We start from the raw sequence: 14,935 nt of genomic DNA, 5'->3' as shown, positions 1-14,935 counted from the left end.
TCGAGGTCGAGTGCTTTCAAGGTTTGGTATCAGAAAATCAGATGGATTCCATCAATATTACGCGATTTTCTTAAATGTTGACGTGCGGCATAGTGCAGGCAAAGGAGCCAGTGTATGAACGCCCGAACCGATTTCTCCCTGCTTGCCGTGCCCGAACTCTCGTTTGCGACTATCGCATCGGGCATTTGCGTGCCGTACGTCGAGTGCGGAACGGGTGAGCCGCTCGTCTTCGTGCATGGGTCGCTGTGCGACTACCGCTACTGGAGTGCACAGACAGCGGCGCTTTCCGAGCATTTCCGCTGCATCTCGGTAAGCCTGAGCCACTACTGGCCCGCAGCCGAGGCGTGCATACAGGGCGAGTTCGGCTGGCAGACGCATGTTGCCGAACTGGCCGAATTCATCGAGGCGCTCGACATCGCGCCTGTGCATCTGGTTGGCCATTCGCGCGGCGGTTGCGTCGCATTCAACGTGGCGCGCGAGTACCCGCGACTCGTGAAGACGCTTACGCTTGCGGACCCGGGCGGTCCGCTACAGATAGACGGCATGCCCGACGCGTCGCTTCCGACGGCGACGAACGCGCTGCGCGCGCGCGTTGCTGAGTTGATAGAAGCAGGCGAGATCGACGCGGGTCTTGAACTGTTCGTCGACTCGGTCAGCGCGCCGGGCTCATGGCGCAAAAGTTCTACCGCCTTTCGCACCATGGCCACGGACAACGCGGCCACCTTGCCGAAACAGCTACGCGATCCGTTGCCCGCATATTCACGCGACGCGGCACGCGGTGTGAAATGCAGAACGCTGCTGATCGAAGGGCAACGCAGCCCTCGCATGTTCCGCAACAACGTCGAAAAACTCGCGGACTGGATCGACTACGCGGACAAGCAGACCATTGCGGGCGCGTCGCACGGAATGAATGTGTCGAACGCCGGAGCCTTCAATCGGCTCGTGCATTCGTTTGTGAGCTTCTAAACGTGCTTCTGAAGGCGACCGCCTTGCGCTGAGCCGCCTCACGGCGGCGGAAATCCTCAAACACTTCCCGGCTCTGCCGCGGGCGCCCTCGTCCTCGCTCTGAGGAACCGACTGCGAATCCAGTCCCTTAACGGAGCGACCAGCCGCTCCTGGAAATACACGGCCACAATCACCGTTGCGATCAGATAGAGCGGATAAGTCGCCATACTGGGAATGACTTCTTTCGAAGCCGCGACGCACTCGGAAAAGTGTGAAGCGCACCATAGGGGCGATTTCCCGATGGAAAGCAGTTTCAGCACCTTTATCATGATGAGGAAGATCGGCCCATGAATGGCAAAGAGCGAGAGCGCCGAGTTGCCGAGGCGGGTAGATAGCGCCGCGAACCTGGAAGGAATCGAGATGCCGGCGAATACAGCGACGAGCAACACCTCCGCAGGCATCAATGCGCCGTTATGAACGAGATAGCGGGTTTCGATTGACCCATGCGACTCGAGCCACGCAGCGGCTGCGAACGAGCTTGCGAATACGAACAACGCCGCGGCGAGCTTCATGCCGCTGCGGTGAATCTGGTTCAGATGTCCCTCGCGAAACAGTCCATACACGACGATACCAACCAGGAATTCGGGCAGTCGCAGCAGCGGATTGCGAGTGACGATACCAACCGCGGCGGGACCGTACCAGTGCATCGCCGTGGCAAGCGCAGGCGGGATGAGGTAAAGCACCCACAAGATCAGCAAAAGCCGGTATTTGTTCCGCGCTTTCAGAAGCCGCGGTGCGAAGAACGGAAACGCGAGATAGAAGAACAACAATGTCGCAAGCGACCACGAGGCCGGATTAACCGACCCGTATAGCGGATACCATACCTGCACAAGGAACAGGTTCAGCACGAAATGGATTGCGGTCTCGGTGGGGCCGAGCGTGACTAACTGCTCGGAATCGTCGAGGGACATGAGCGCGAAATGGTTATATCCGCGGGTGCCTGCCGCCGAAACGAGAAGCAACAGTACAAGCGCGACCAGGTGCACTGGGTAAAGATTGGAAAGGCGCTTCACGAAGAACTCACGTGTGCCGCCTCGCAACTCGGTGGTCCGCCCGAAGTAGACGTGGGCCAGAATGAAGCCCGACAGGATGAAGAACGAACTGGTGGCAAACCCGCCCAGATTGACCAACTCGACGAACGGAAGCGTCACGTACTGCGGATACTGATGTATCGAGTGAAACACCATCAGATACACGGCCAGACCGAAACGCAGTACATCCAGGCCAACGAACTTGTTCATCATCACGTCCATGCAAGATTGTTGCGCTGGCATTTGATGCGAGGCACCGAGCACACTTTAAAGACTGAAACGAACTACAAACGACGATTCAACTTGCTTCGGATGACTAAAAGCGACGCCGGGCAAGAGGATTCGCAATGTAACGAACGGCGAAATCCGAGAGCGCCGAGAAAGGCAGCAAACAGAGACTAGACAAAGCGAGCGTGCCAATCTTTTTCTTGTAGCTCCAGAACGGGTTCCCCACGATAGAGCGAAAGTAACTGTGCGATTGCCGGCTGACCCACCGCCAACGTTTTGTGAACGGCGCCTGATAAACGGCAGAACAGAAGTGGGCCTTCTCAAGCGAGAAGTCATGAAACGACAGCGGAAGTTCGATGCCTAAACGCGCGCGCGCCATTTGCCGCAGAATGGCCCAGCGTTTCGTCAGCGCCTTGGGAGCTTTGTCGTTGCTTTCAGAGTTTGCGAAATCGATCCCCGAATTTTCGGTGCGGTGCACGCGGTAAGCGCCGAGCGATTCCGGAATCGTTGCCACGGCTCCTAACAAGGCGACCCCATAGATCGCATAGAAGTCCGCCCCGTAACGATTGATGTCGGCCTCCGGAACGGGAAATATCTTCTTTAGTGCGCTTGTCCGGTAAGCGTTGCCCGACGCCGGTGGCGACGGATACAACCAGCCCTGGCGCAAAGGGCTGCCGCAGTCACTGGGAGCCGCGGAGTGCGGTACGTACGTGCCCGAAGGCTTGCCCGCGGGATCTATGACGTCGAGCCGGAACTGGACCTTGACGAAGTTGCCGCTTTCGAACACACGCATGACGTTCGACACCGCGTGAGCATACAGCAGATCGTCGGAGTCGAGCAGGATGACGAATTCCGTCTCCAGCATGTTCACCGCATCGTTATAGGCGGACACCTGGCCGCCGTTCTGCTTGTAAAGCGCTTTGACGCGACCGCCGTAACTTTCTATGATTTCGCGTGAGCCGTCTGTTGATCCGTCGTCGATGACGAGCACCTGAGTGGCCGGATAATCCTGCTCGAGGGCTGAGTTGATTGCCTTGGCGAGGAAGCGGCCATAGTTGTAATTGCAGATGACGATCGTCACGTTTTGCATATTTATTCACCACCTGTCATGAACCGGGAGCGTAGCGTACCGGCGACAACGTCCGCCTTGTGTTCCGCTCGCGTTGGCCTCTCTGGAGCCAGCACAAAGCAATTTACCTTTCCGTTCGCTGCCCCGCCAACGGACCGTAATGCGATATGTGCGGTCGATAACACAACTCGACGCGGCTCACTTGGGCTTCGGTAAAGCGGGGAACATGCCCTCGTGCGGCGCGCGTCACGCGACAAACTTGCCGAAAGAAATCGGCAAACGTTACGCGGGTTGCGTCGGCGGTATCGGTAAAGGCGGTCTTGCGGAAAGGAACGCGTCTGGCACGAGTTTTCCCCACTCGTAGTCGACACTGTCAGGCGTGAAAGGCAGTACGCCCGCACCCGGCGTAAACGTCAATTCGCCGAAGTAGATCTCGTTATCTGGCGCATACAGGTCCACGCGAACATAGTCGAAATCGCTGCATAGCTTCGTGGCAGCGTCCAGAATGGCTTCCAGGTTCTCTGGACGGGGCGACGGCTCTTCACTCGGTTTGTAGGCACCAATCGCCATGTCCAGATGGTTCCAGTTCACGTCGTATATGTCGCCATGCGTGTTCGAGCCGAACCTGTCCGAGATCACCAGAATATAAATGACAGGTCTTCCACTTCGGCCGCCGAAGCAGTGCAGTTTGTAGTCGGCGGGAATCTGGCCGCTCTTGTCAAGCAACAGATGCTCGAAGAAAATGCTTGGCTTGATCTGGCGATAGTGTTTTTCGCGCGCGATCTTGTAGAAGTCGAGTGTCAACCAGTGATCGGCGAGTTCTCGCAGTTCTTCGAAAGAGCGTGTGGACTTGTCTCTCACCACCTCGACGTAGCTGCTGCCGTGATTGGCTTTCATCACGAACGAGTCCGGCAGGGCATCGAATACTTCTTTCGAAAAAGTGTCCGGCGCTGCGAGGAGCGGTATGACGTGCTCGTCTCCCAGCTTTCTCGCAACATAGTCTCTAACTGTAAGCTTGTCGGTCAACTCTGCGAACCAGGGATCGGGCCGCAGGCTTTTTCGCAAAATCTTCTCATTGAAGGTAGTAGGGCGCAGCAAGTTCGGATAGCGGCCGATTTCCTTGTGATGCAGCAGGCTCAGGAACAGCGGCGCCGGTAATAGTGACTTGGACGCTTCTTTTATCTTGCGAATTGTGGATTGCCGGCGCAGTGGGGCAGTACTTCTGCGCGATGGCGCTTCCTGTTGCGGCACGGAGGCGCCGGATTCACCCGGAAACTGGACTGAATCGGTCGTTGTCATTTTTCGTATTCCCGTAAGTTATTCGCGCTACATCGGGGGCCTGGCCAGGCGTCCCGATGTATCACAATGCGAGGTTAACGTACGGAAGTCGCGGTAAGCGGCAGCGTCGCTAAACGAAGGTGTTTTGGCCCAATCCCATGAAGGCGGCCGTCTGTCTGGAGGTTTACCCGCCGCTATTCACTGGGCATCGCGACGTCTGCGAAAGCCCGCCGTGGGCTTGAACGTCTCGGATCGAAAGGATGTGGCCGACCGGAAGCCGGCACCTTGAGGCGGGCTCGTCCTTAAGGTCGATTCCTTTCGGTTTGTTATTTTTAAGAACGATTAAGGACCAGGACAAGGACTCGGCGCAAGCCCGCCGATAGACTGCATTCCAGTTTTTCTCGCTTCTGAAGCGAGTGCGGCATGCCTGCCCTGTTCAGCAAACCCTTATCGACCCTTAGGACGTACAAAGCCATGGCTAATCCGAAACTGCAAGTCCTCACGCCTGCGAACTCGCAGATCATCTTTATCGATCACCAGCCGCAAATGGCTTTCGGCGTCCAGTCGATCGACCGTCAGGTGCTGAAGAACAACGTGGTCGGCCTTGCCAAGGCCGCGCGCGTGTTCAACATTCCCACCACCATCACGACGGTGGAATCGGAAAGCTTCTCCGGCTATACGTACCCGGAGTTGCTGGACGTGTTTCCCGGTCACAAGGTGCTTGAACGCACGTCGATGAATTCGTGGGACGACCAGAAGGTTCGCGACTCCCTCGCCGCCAACGGCCGCAAGAAAGTGGTGGTGGCGGGTCTGTGGACCGAGGTCTGCAACAACACCTTCTCGCTGTGCGCGATGGACGAAGGCGACTACGAGATTTACATGGTGGCTGACGCGTCGGGCGGCACCTCCAAGGAAGCGCACGAGTATTCGATGCAGCGCATGATCCAGGCTGGCGTCGTTCCGGTGACGTGGCAACAGGTGCTGCTCGAATGGCAACGCGACTGGGCTCACAAAGAGACGTACGACGCAGTCATGGGCATCGTCAAGGAGCATTCCGGCGCGTACGGCATGGGCGTCGACTACGCGTACACGATGGTCCACAAGTCGGCGCAGCGCGCGGCCGGATCGCACGAGGTTCTCGCGCCCGTGCCCGCCCGCAAGTAAGCGCTCAGGCCGCTTGTTGCGGCCCGCGCGTCGCGTTGCCAGGCTTCAGGTCCGGACATGCGGCGCGTAAATCACGGCCCGATCCCGCTGGAGCGGGTCATGCAGCGCTTGCACGAGTTCAGCGCGATGCGTGAGCACGGCGCGCTGGTTGATCGAGCCTTTGTCGGTTATTTCACCGAGATCGAGCGACGGCGCGACGTCGAGCAGACGCATCCGCGCGATCGTGGTCGCGCCGCCCGTCGACTCGCGATTGAGGCGATCGAGCAATTCGACGAAGAACTGCCGCACGGCGGGCGCGCTCACGACCTCTGACGCGCTCGCCGACGAAGGCAGTTGCGCGAGCCGCCGGCAGTCGTCGAGTCGCGGGAACACGAGCAAGCCTACGTCGTCGCAATTCAGGCCGGAGACGACCACATCCTGCACATACGGCGCGCCGGCCGAAATGACACGCGCGCGCATCGGCCCCACGCTGACAAAAGTGCCGGAGCTAAGCTTGAAGTCTTCGGCAATGCGGCCGTCGAACATCAAGCCCAGTTCGGGCTGCTGCGGGTCGACGAATTTCAGTGCGTCGCCGCTGCAGTAATAGCCTTCGTCGTCGAACGATTTCGCGGTGGTTGCACCGTCCATTCGCCAATAGCCGCGCATGACGTGGGGGCCGCGAAAGCGCGCCTCCAGCTTGTCCGCAATGGGCACGAGCTTCACTTCGCAGCCTGGCGCGGGTACGCCCACATAACCCGCGGTCATTGCGGGCAGCGTCGTGAAGAGACACGACGGCGAAGTCTCCGTCATGCCGAGACCCGCCATGATGCGAATACGCTCGCCGCAAAAGCGCTCCGTAACTTGCTGCAGGCGATCCCACGCGGCTTGCGAGAGTCCGGCTCCCGCAAAGAAATACACCTTCACGCGTGAGAAAAACGTTTCACGCAGCTTTGCGTCGGTTTCAAGCGCGCTCGTCAGTTCTTCCCAGCCCTTGGGCACATTGAAGTAGATCGTCGGGGCGATCTCGCGAAGATTGCGCAGTGTCTCTTCGAATTTCTTGCCGACTGGCTTGCCGTCATCGATATAAATCGTGCCGCCGTTATAGAGCGCGATGCCCGCGTTGTGACTGCCGCCGAACGTGTGATTCCACGGCAGCCAGTCGACGAGTACCGGCGGCTCGTCGGCGAACTCGGGAAACGTTTCGCGCAGCATCTGCTGATTGCTGCATAGCATGCGATGCGTCGTAGGGACGGCCTTGGGCAGCGTCGTCGAGCCTGACGTGAAGAGGAATTTGGCTATGCTGTCCGTGTCGATCGCTTCATGCGCGGCATCGACCGTTGTGGGCGTGGTGTCGAGCAGCGCCGACAGGTTCGTCACAGCGCGTGCACAGGAGCCCGTGGACGTCACGACTTCAACATCGGCCGCGACGGTCGTGTCGATCGCAGCGGCGAATGCAGCGGCATCGGTCGCGAAGACGAGACCGGGCGTGAGCACATCGAGCGCATGCCGCAGCTTGCCAAAATCGCTGGAAATGAGCGAATACGCCGGCGAAATGGGCGCGTACGGTACGCCGGCCCACATTGCGCCGAGCGCGATCATCATGTGTTCGAGATCGTTGCCGGAGAGGATCGCAACGGGCCGCTCGGCCGACAGCTTGCGTTCGAGCAGCGCCTGGCCGATGGCACGCGCATGCTGCAGCATTTGCGCGTAGCTGATGCCTTGCCATTCCCCGTCCGCGCCGCGGCGCGCGACGAGCCAGCGGTCCGGATGCGCACGCGCGCCGCTCGCGAGCCGGTCGGTCAGGCGCTTCGGATAGGCGCCGGGTACCGCGGCGGACTCCATGTACCACACGTCGCCGTCACGGCGAACGCGTGCGGGCGCCGAACCGATCCGCACATCGCGATAGCGCACGGGCGTTTCTCTATCGACACTGGATTGCGTCGGCTGCGAATTCACTTATTGTCTCCTTCCTGCCGTCTTCGTCTGCTGCGAAGCATGCGAGATTCGAATGATGCCGCTGAAACGGCGTGCGTGTCAGATCGGGGCGTTCCTGATCGAAGCGTTCTGATCGGAGCGTCCTGACCGGGGAATCTGGATCGAGGCGTCCAGATCGAGGGGGCTAGATCGGATAGTGACGCGGACCCGTCTGGATCGTAATCCAACGCAGGTCCGTGAACTCGGCAATCGACGCCTTGCTGCCGAAACGGCCGTAGCCGCTACCCTTTACGCCTCCGAACGGCATCTGCGCTTCATCGTGAACGGTCGGTCCATTGATGTGGCATATCCCCGACTCCACACGTTTCGCGACGCTCATCGCGCGTGCGATATCGCGGCTGAAGACAGCGGCGGACAAGCCGAACTCGCTGTCGTTGGCCACTTTCACGGCTTCGTCGTCGGTGTCCACGCGCAGCACCGTTACCACCGGCGCGAACGATTCTTCGGCGTAAAGCTTCATAACCGGGAGAACGCCGTCGACGATGGTCGGCTGCATGATTGCGCCATCCAGCGTGCCGCCGCCGAATATCTTCGCGCCGTGTTCGCGGGCGTCCTGCACGAGCGCCGTTGCGCGTAGCGCAGCTTGTGCGCTGACCATCGCGCCGAGCGTGGCGCTCTGCGCGGTGGGTGCGCCGGCAACCAGTGTGCGCGCTTTCTCGGCGAGCTTGTCGACGAGCGCATCGGCCACGCTGCGATGTGCGATCACGCGTTCCGTCGACATGCAGATCTGCCCTTGATTGAAGAAGGCGCCGAACGCTATTGCGTCGACGGCCGCGTCGAGATCCGCGTCTTCAAGCACGAGAACGGGTGCCTTGCCGCCGAGCTCAAGCAACGCGGGCTTGAGATGCCTGGCCGCGTGCATCGCGATGATGCGGCCCACGTGCGTCGAACCCGTGAAGTTCACGCGACGCACGGCGGGATGCGCGATCAGCCGTTCGACGATGGCGGGCGCGTCGTCCGGCGCGTTCGTCACCACGTTGATGACGCCGTCGCCGAGTCCCGCATCGTGCAGCACGCTGCCAATCATTCTGTGTACGGCCGGACAGGCTTCCGATGCCTTTAGCACGACGGTGTTACCGCACGCGAGCGGCATCGCGACTGCGCGCGTGCCGAGAATCACCGGCGCATTCCACGGCGCTATGCCGAGCACCACGCCGCACGGCTGGCGCACCGCCAGGGCAATGTTGTCTGGCGTGTCAGTCGGAATCACGCTGCCGTCGATCTGTGTGGTCATGGCCGCCGCTTCGCGCAGCATGTTGGCTGCGAGATGCACGTTGAAGCCGTACCAGTTGGCCATCGCGCCGGTTTCGGCCATGCCGCATTCGATGAACGCGCCGGCTCGCGCGTCCATGATGTCGGCGGCTTTCAGCAGGCGCGCACGACGCTCCGTTGGCCGTAGCGCGGACCACGCGGGAAACGCGGCGGCGGCGGCTTCGACAGCGGCATCCGCGTCGGCGAGCGTGGCGGCAGGCGCGCGCGAAGCCACGCCGCCGGTGACGGGATCAATCCGCTCGAAGGTGGCGCCGCCCGAGGCCGGACAATCTTTGCCCCCGATCAACATACTTACTTCGTTCACGATGGCTGTCTCCTTTGTATGCTTTCTCCCGTGCGGCGCGCATGTGCGGGCAGCACGGGATTAATGTTCACCTGATCTTCACTCGGTGCGCTTATACGCCTGAAGTCCCGGCTTGATCGACTTCTGGTCGAGGAATTGCCGCAATCCTTCTTCTCGTCCTTTCTCGGGATCGCGCAATTGTGCCTGGTCCAGCTTCGCATACAGATAGTCTTCGTTCTGCTCCCACGTCAGTTCGCGCGAGCGTTTGAATCCATGCTTGGCGGCGCGCAGAACGACAGGGTTTTTCTCAAGCAGCTTCGCGGCCAACGCGACCGTTTCCGCACGCAGTTGCTCGCGCGGCACGCTGCTGTTGACGAGTCCCATTGCAGCGGCTTGCTTGCCGTCGAACGTGTCGCCCGTCATGATGTAGTACAGCGCCTGACGATGCCCGACCGTATCGGCCATTGCCTTGCTGACCAGATTGCCCGGCGGAATGCCCCAGTTGATTTCGGAGAGGCCGAACACGGCTTCGTCTGCCGCGATGGCCAGGTCGCACGCCACGAGCGGAGAGAAGCCGCCGCCGAAACACCAGCCGTTGACCATGGCGATGGTCGGCTTCGAGTACATGCGAAGCAGCTTCCATTGCCATTGGCACGCGTCGCGACGAATCTTTTCCTGCAGGATTTCCGGGCCGGCATCGACTTCGCGGAAGTACTCCTTCAAATCCATGCCCGCCGTCCAGGCGTCGCCTGCGCCTGTCAGCACCAGTACTTTCGCGTCCGCGTCCAGTTCCAGTGTCTCCAGTACCTGGATCATTTCGCTGTTGAGCGTGGGGCTCATTGCATTGCGTTTCTCGGGGCGATTGAATGTCACCCATGCGATGCCTTCCTGGACCTTCACGTCCACCGTCGTCCAGCGACCCTCATAACTTGCCATTTTTGTAGCTCCAGCGCGCCTGCGCGCGTATCGATGTTTGTCGTGATGTGCGAGCACCCAATAGCGTTCGCGTTAAAGCTTCAATGCACGCGTCGTATCAGGTAGCCTGATACAAGTCTATTATCAAGCAGCTTTGGACACAATCGCCACGTGATCGGTGAAAACCCTTGCGTTGGATGCACCTGGGGTATTCACCAAAGACGCCTACCTTGTTTTGTCAGGTCGCCTGATATTTAATATGCTCCATCGCGACTGACCTGGCGCGTTCTCATGAACGCGCTTTTGTTCACCCACTATGTCAGGGAGCCTGATATAAGGCAGCGATACCGATGCATCGACGGCCATCGAGACAATAAACAGCAATCAACTTGCAGTGACCGGAGTAAGGCGCGAAAGCGCCGGCTCCGGCCGACAGGAGACAGACATGAAATCCACCAGAACAGCACTGCCGGCAGACGGCATGGCGCAAGACACCGCGCGAACGGGCGCCGTCATCACGTTGAGTCTGTGTTTTGCGGTTGCCCTGCTCGAGGGGCTCGACCTTCAATCGGTGGGCGTCGCGGCGCCACGCATGGCGCGCGAATTCGGCCTGAGCGTTGCGCAAATGGGGCTCGCGTTCAGCGCGGGCACGTTCGGGTTATTGCCCGGCGCGATGTTGGGCGGACGGCTCGCGGACCGTATCGGCCGCAAGCGGATACTGATTCTATGCGCGTGTCTGTTTGGCCTGCTGTCTATTGCGACTGCGTTCGTCAGCAGCTTCGGCATGCTGGTTTTCGTGCGTGTGTTGACGGGGATCGGTCTGGGCGGCGCGTTGCCGAACCTGATCGCGCTATCGTCGGAGGCGGTCTCGCCGAAGTCGCGCAATACCGCCGTTAGCGTGATGTATTGCGGCATTCCCTTCGGCGGAGTGATCGCCTCGATTGTCGGCATCGTCAGTATGGGCGATACGGAATGGCGTCATATCTTCTATGTGGGCGGCGCGGGGCCACTCGTTCTGGTGCCGCTTCTGCTCGCATTCCTGCCTGAGTCCTCCGCGTTTCGCCGCGCGTCGCACGGCATGAGCAGGAAGCCCGCGCCCGTCGGCGAAGTGCTGTTCGGCGCGAGCCGCGGGCTCTCCACGTTGCAAATCTGGATCAGCTACTTTTGCACGCTGATCGTTCTGTACTTCCTGCTGAACTGGTTGCCGTCGTTGATGGCGGCACGCGGACTCGCGCGCGCGGAAGTCGGTTATGTGCAGATCTTCTTCAACATCGGCGGCGGCCTGGGCGCGCTTTTCATCGGCATGTTGATGGACCGTTTGCGTGGCGGTGTGGTGGTGTCCGGCATGTACATCGGCATTATCGCGTCGCTTGCGGCGCTGTCGATTGCTCCTGGTTTCGCGGCGCTCACAGTATCCGCGTTCTTCGCGGGGATGTTCGTGATCGGCGGCCAATCGGTGCTGTATGCGCTCTCTGCTGCGTTCTATCCGACAGCGATGCGAGGCACGGGTGTTGGCGCAGCGGTCGCGGTGGGGCGCGTCGGCTCGGTGGTCGGGCCACTTGCGGCCGGCCAGTTGCTGGCGATGGGCCGCAGTTCGTCGACGGTGATCGGCGCGAGCATTCCCGTCACGCTGATTGCCGCGGCGGCGGCTCTGATGCTGATCCGCCGTCCACGCGCGAACGACTGATCAGCCATCCTTAGCAAAAAAGCCTGAAAAAGAAAACACAACGTTTGGAGACAACAACGATGCAAACAGTCACGACCCGCATTCTGATATCCAGCGCGCTGTGCGCGCTGAGTACCACCGCGCTCGCGCAGTCGAGCGTCACGCTGTACGGGATTATCGACACCGGCGTCGAATACGTATCGCATGCGAACGCCGCAGGCGGCCATGTGTTTCGCATGCCGGCAGTAACGGGCGAACTGCCTTCGCGTTGGGGCCTGCGCGGTGCCGAGGATCTCGGCGGCGGCTATAGCGCCGTCTTCACACTGGAAAGCGGATTCAACGTTCGCGACGGCAGTTCCGGCCAGGGTGGGCGCCTGTTCGGACGGCAGGCATTCGTCGGCCTCAAGGGTCCATACGGGACCGTGGCATTCGGCCGGCAATACACGATGACGTACCTCGCGCTGCAAGGTGCCGACATCATCGGCCCGGACATCTACGGCATGGGTTCGCTCGACGCATACGTGCCCAATGCGCGCGCCGACAATTCGGCTACGTACATGGGTACGTACAAGGGCTTCACGCTCGGCGCCGGCTATTCGTTTGGCCGCGATTCGGCCGGCACCGGCAATTCGCCGGGGCAGGGCACATGCGCGGGTTCGGTGGCGGGCCATCCGACCGAATGCCGCGACTGGTCCGTGATGCTCAAATACGACGCGCCGAACTTCGGCATCGCAGCTTCATATGAGGAGCAACGCGGCGGCACGAATGCGCAGGCGAATTTCTTCGACGGCGTCGCTCCCACGCCGCTCGGCAATGGCGCCGACAAGGACGCACGCACGCATGTGAGCGCCTATGCGCAGTATGCGGGCGCGAAGCTCGGCGCAGGCTGGCTTGGCCGGCGCGTCGTGACGGACTCGCCCGCGGTGCCGAACGTGCGCTCGGATCTGTTCTTCGTCGGCGCATCGTACTTCGTGACGCCCGCGTTTCTGGTCGATGGCGAAGTGTTCCGCATCATCAACAGTGCGCACGACTCGCGCGCGACGATGGGCGCGCTGCGCACCACGTATCTGTTGAGCAAGCGCTCGTCCGTGTATGCGCAGGCCGCCTATCTCGCCAACAGTGCGAAGGCGCGTTATTCGGTGAGCGGCGGCGGTGGCGGCACGACGCCCGCCGCCGGCATCGGTCAGACAGGTGTGATGGTCGGTATCAAGCACGCGTTCTAGGAGACATTGAATGAAAAAATCTGTGATTGCGGTAGCCGTGTGCGCGACGCTTGGAGCATGCGGCGGCTCTTCCGATAACACATTGACGTTGCCGCACATGAGCGCGGCAACACCGGCCACGCTCGTGGGAAGCTGCGCGGCGCTGGCGAGTAAATTGGCCTTCGCGAACACCACATTCAGTTCCGTGCAGGACGTACCGGCCGGAACGCTGAAAGTGGCGGGCAAGCCTATTGCCGAGCACTGTGTCGTCCAGGGGCAGATGAATCAGCGCGTGAGCGCTGTCGACGGAAAGACCTACGCAATCGGCTTCGAGATGCGTCTGCCCGTTGCATGGAACGGCCGGTTCTTCTATCAGGCCAACGGCGGGCTCGACGGCAACGTGGTGACGGCAACCGGCGAGATCGGCGGGGGCGGTCCGCTTAACGATGCGCTGAACATGGGGTTTGCCGTGATCAGTTCGGACGCCGGACACTCGTCGTCGCAGAATCCGCTGTTCGGTCTCGATCCGCAGGCCCGTATCGACTACGGCTATAACGCGGTGGCGACGCTCACGCCGATGGCCAAGCAGGTGATCCGCACCGCCTACGGCAAGGCGCCGGATCGCAGCTATTTCGACGGTTGCTCGAACGGCGGGCGCCACGCGATGGTGGCGGCGGCGAGATCGTCGGCCGAGTACGACGGGATCATTGCGGGCGATCCGGGCTTCCATTTGCCGAAGGCCGCCATCGGTGAAATGTGGGGCGCGCAGCAATTCGCGAAGGTTGCGACTGCAACAACCGCGAATGGCCTGCCCGACATCAAGACCGGCTTTACTGCCGCTGAACGGCAACTGGTGGCGTCGCGGATCATCGCGAAGTGCGACGCACTCGATGGCGCCGCCGACGGCATGGTGCAGGACATTAAGGCATGCCAGGCGAATTTCAGCCTGGCCGCGGATGTGCCGACCTGCTCGGGCAACGTGCGCGACGGAACGTGCCTCACTACCGCGCAAAAAGAAGCGGTCGGCAACGTGTTCTCGGGCGCACGCAATAGCGCGGGCACCGCGTTGTACGCGAGTTTTCCATACGATGCGGGCGTGAGCGGCGCGGGCTGGGCGGCATGGAAGCAGAGCAACTCCATCACGCTCGACCCCGCCGCCGCTGCATTTACATTCACGACGCCGCCGCAAAGCGCTTCGTTGCTGAGCCAGTTGTCGTCGTATGCACTGAACTTCAGCATGGACACCGATGCGCCGAAAATCTTTGCGACGGGCGGCGCGTACACGGAATCGTCGTGGTCCTTCATGACGCCGCCCGACGAGGCCAATCTCAGCGCGCTCAGGCAACGCGGTGCGAAGTTGATGGTGTATCACGGCACGAGCGACCCGGTGTTTTCGTCGAACGATACGACGGACTGGTATCAACGGGTGATGGCGGCCAACGGAGGCGATGCAAGCAACTTCGCGCGGCTCTTCACAGTCGCGGGGATGAACCATTGCTCGGGCGGCCCCGCAGCCGATCAGTTCGACATGCTGACGCCGATGATCGCGTGGGTCGAGCAGGGCAAGGCACCGGACAGCGTCATCGCGACCGCACGCGATGCAAGCAACGCGATACCGAATAGCGAAGTACCCGCGCAGTGGGGCGCGGGCCGCACACGGCCGCTGTGTCCGTATCCGAAAGTCGCACGATACAAAGGCGGCGATCTGAATTCAGCGGCGAGTTTTTCGTGTAGTTGATGCTTGGGTGAGCCGCTGCTTGCCTAACGTATGTCGGCGACATGCCCCGGTTTCGGGGCCCGTTGCCGGTGGCAACAGTAATGATGTTTGCGATCTTGCGGTCTTGCGGC

Annotated in this window: 11 protein-coding genes; 5 read left to right on the top strand and 6 right to left on the bottom strand. The window is 60.9% G+C overall.

The annotated features are described in order from the left end of the window. Positions 1-114: 114 nt before the first annotated feature. A complete protein-coding gene (locus JMY24_RS15980; RefSeq protein ID WP_128596156.1) occupies positions 115-966 on the top strand; it encodes an alpha/beta fold hydrolase in 852 nt (283 codons plus the stop codon). Between the two features lie 56 nt (positions 967-1,022). Here the strand turns inward: JMY24_RS15980 and JMY24_RS15975 are convergent, their stop codons facing one another. The 3 genes from JMY24_RS15975 to JMY24_RS15965 all read right to left on the bottom strand — a co-directional run bounded on the left by JMY24_RS15975 (position 1,023) and on the right by JMY24_RS15965 (position 4,632). Continuing rightward, on the bottom strand, positions 1,023-2,246 hold the full coding sequence (locus JMY24_RS15975; RefSeq protein WP_128596155.1) for an acyltransferase family protein: 1,224 nt from the start codon (positions 2,244-2,246) through the stop codon (positions 1,023-1,025). 106 nt (positions 2,247-2,352) lie between these two features. Further along, positions 2,353-3,354, bottom strand: coding sequence for a glycosyltransferase family 2 protein (locus JMY24_RS15970; RefSeq protein WP_128596154.1), 1,002 nt, complete (start codon positions 3,352-3,354; stop codon positions 2,353-2,355). 261 nt (positions 3,355-3,615) lie between these two features. After that, complete coding sequence (locus JMY24_RS15965; protein WP_128596153.1) at positions 3,616-4,632, bottom strand: ATP-grasp fold amidoligase family protein; 1,017 nt, start codon at positions 4,630-4,632, stop codon at positions 3,616-3,618. A 453-nt stretch (positions 4,633-5,085) separates the two neighbouring features. Between JMY24_RS15965 and JMY24_RS15960 the strand changes: the two genes are divergently transcribed. Continuing rightward, positions 5,086-5,775 carry a hydrolase gene (locus tag JMY24_RS15960; RefSeq protein WP_128589578.1) on the top strand — a complete coding sequence of 230 codons (690 nt, stop codon included), beginning with the start codon at positions 5,086-5,088 and terminating at the stop codon, positions 5,773-5,775. A 45-nt stretch (positions 5,776-5,820) separates the two neighbouring features. Here JMY24_RS15960 and JMY24_RS15955 read toward each other — a convergent pair whose 3' ends face one another. From JMY24_RS15955 to JMY24_RS15945, 3 genes are all read right to left on the bottom strand, one after another. Next, positions 5,821-7,710 carry a feruloyl-CoA synthase gene (locus JMY24_RS15955; protein ID WP_201702392.1) on the bottom strand — a complete coding sequence of 630 codons (1,890 nt, stop codon included), beginning with the start codon at positions 7,708-7,710 and terminating at the stop codon, positions 5,821-5,823. Positions 7,711-7,873: 163 nt separating this feature from the next. Further along, positions 7,874-9,325: an aldehyde dehydrogenase gene (locus tag JMY24_RS15950; protein WP_201702390.1), complete on the bottom strand. Its 1,452-nt coding sequence runs from the start codon at positions 9,323-9,325 to the stop codon at positions 7,874-7,876. 78 nt (positions 9,326-9,403) lie between these two features. Then, the gene (locus JMY24_RS15945) at positions 9,404-10,240 is read right to left on the bottom strand and encodes a p-hydroxycinnamoyl CoA hydratase/lyase (protein WP_128596151.1); all 837 of its coding nucleotides are present in this window, start codon (positions 10,238-10,240) and stop codon (positions 9,404-9,406) included. A gap of 460 nt (positions 10,241-10,700) precedes the next feature. On the opposite strand from JMY24_RS15945, the gene mhpT reads away from it, so the two are divergent. The 3 genes from mhpT to JMY24_RS15930 are packed head-to-tail and all read left to right on the top strand — an operon-like array spanning position 10,701 to position 14,825. Further along, entirely contained in the window at positions 10,701-11,906 is a 1,206-nt protein-coding gene (mhpT, locus tag JMY24_RS15940) for a 3-(3-hydroxy-phenyl)propionate transporter MhpT (RefSeq protein WP_201702552.1), read from the top strand. 59 nt (positions 11,907-11,965) lie between these two features. Next, positions 11,966-13,108, top strand: coding sequence for a porin (locus JMY24_RS15935; RefSeq protein WP_128596150.1), 1,143 nt, complete (start codon positions 11,966-11,968; stop codon positions 13,106-13,108). Positions 13,109-13,118: 10 nt separating this feature from the next. Continuing rightward, a complete protein-coding gene (locus JMY24_RS15930) occupies positions 13,119-14,825 on the top strand; it encodes a tannase/feruloyl esterase family alpha/beta hydrolase (protein ID WP_128596149.1) in 1,707 nt (568 codons plus the stop codon). The last annotated feature ends 110 nt before the right edge of the window (positions 14,826-14,935 follow it).

Source organism: Paraburkholderia kirstenboschensis (genome assembly GCF_904848585.1).
Taxonomy (GTDB): domain Bacteria; phylum Pseudomonadota; class Gammaproteobacteria; order Burkholderiales; family Burkholderiaceae; genus Paraburkholderia; species Paraburkholderia kirstenboschensis.
Note: the sequence above shows the minus strand (reverse complement) of the source record. Positions and strands in the feature narration are given on the sequence as shown.

Coding starts and splice junctions, on each gene's coding strand:
- JMY24_RS15930 (WP_128596149.1), top strand. CDS start 13,119: ATGAAAAAATCTGTGATTGCGGTAGCCGTGTGCGCGACGCTTGGAGCA.
- JMY24_RS15975 (WP_128596155.1), bottom strand. CDS start 2,246: ATGAACAAGTTCGTTGGCCTGGATGTACTGCGTTTCGGTCTGGCCGTG.
- JMY24_RS15970 (WP_128596154.1), bottom strand. CDS start 3,354: ATGCAAAACGTGACGATCGTCATCTGCAATTACAACTATGGCCGCTTC.
- JMY24_RS15945 (WP_128596151.1), bottom strand. CDS start 10,240: ATGGCAAGTTATGAGGGTCGCTGGACGACGGTGGACGTGAAGGTCCAG.
- JMY24_RS15980 (WP_128596156.1), top strand. CDS start 115: ATGAACGCCCGAACCGATTTCTCCCTGCTTGCCGTGCCCGAACTCTCG.
- mhpT (WP_201702552.1), top strand. CDS start 10,701: ATGGCGCAAGACACCGCGCGAACGGGCGCCGTCATCACGTTGAGTCTG.
- JMY24_RS15960 (WP_128589578.1), top strand. CDS start 5,086: ATGGCTAATCCGAAACTGCAAGTCCTCACGCCTGCGAACTCGCAGATC.
- JMY24_RS15935 (WP_128596150.1), top strand. CDS start 11,966: ATGCAAACAGTCACGACCCGCATTCTGATATCCAGCGCGCTGTGCGCG.
- JMY24_RS15965 (WP_128596153.1), bottom strand. CDS start 4,632: ATGACAACGACCGATTCAGTCCAGTTTCCGGGTGAATCCGGCGCCTCC.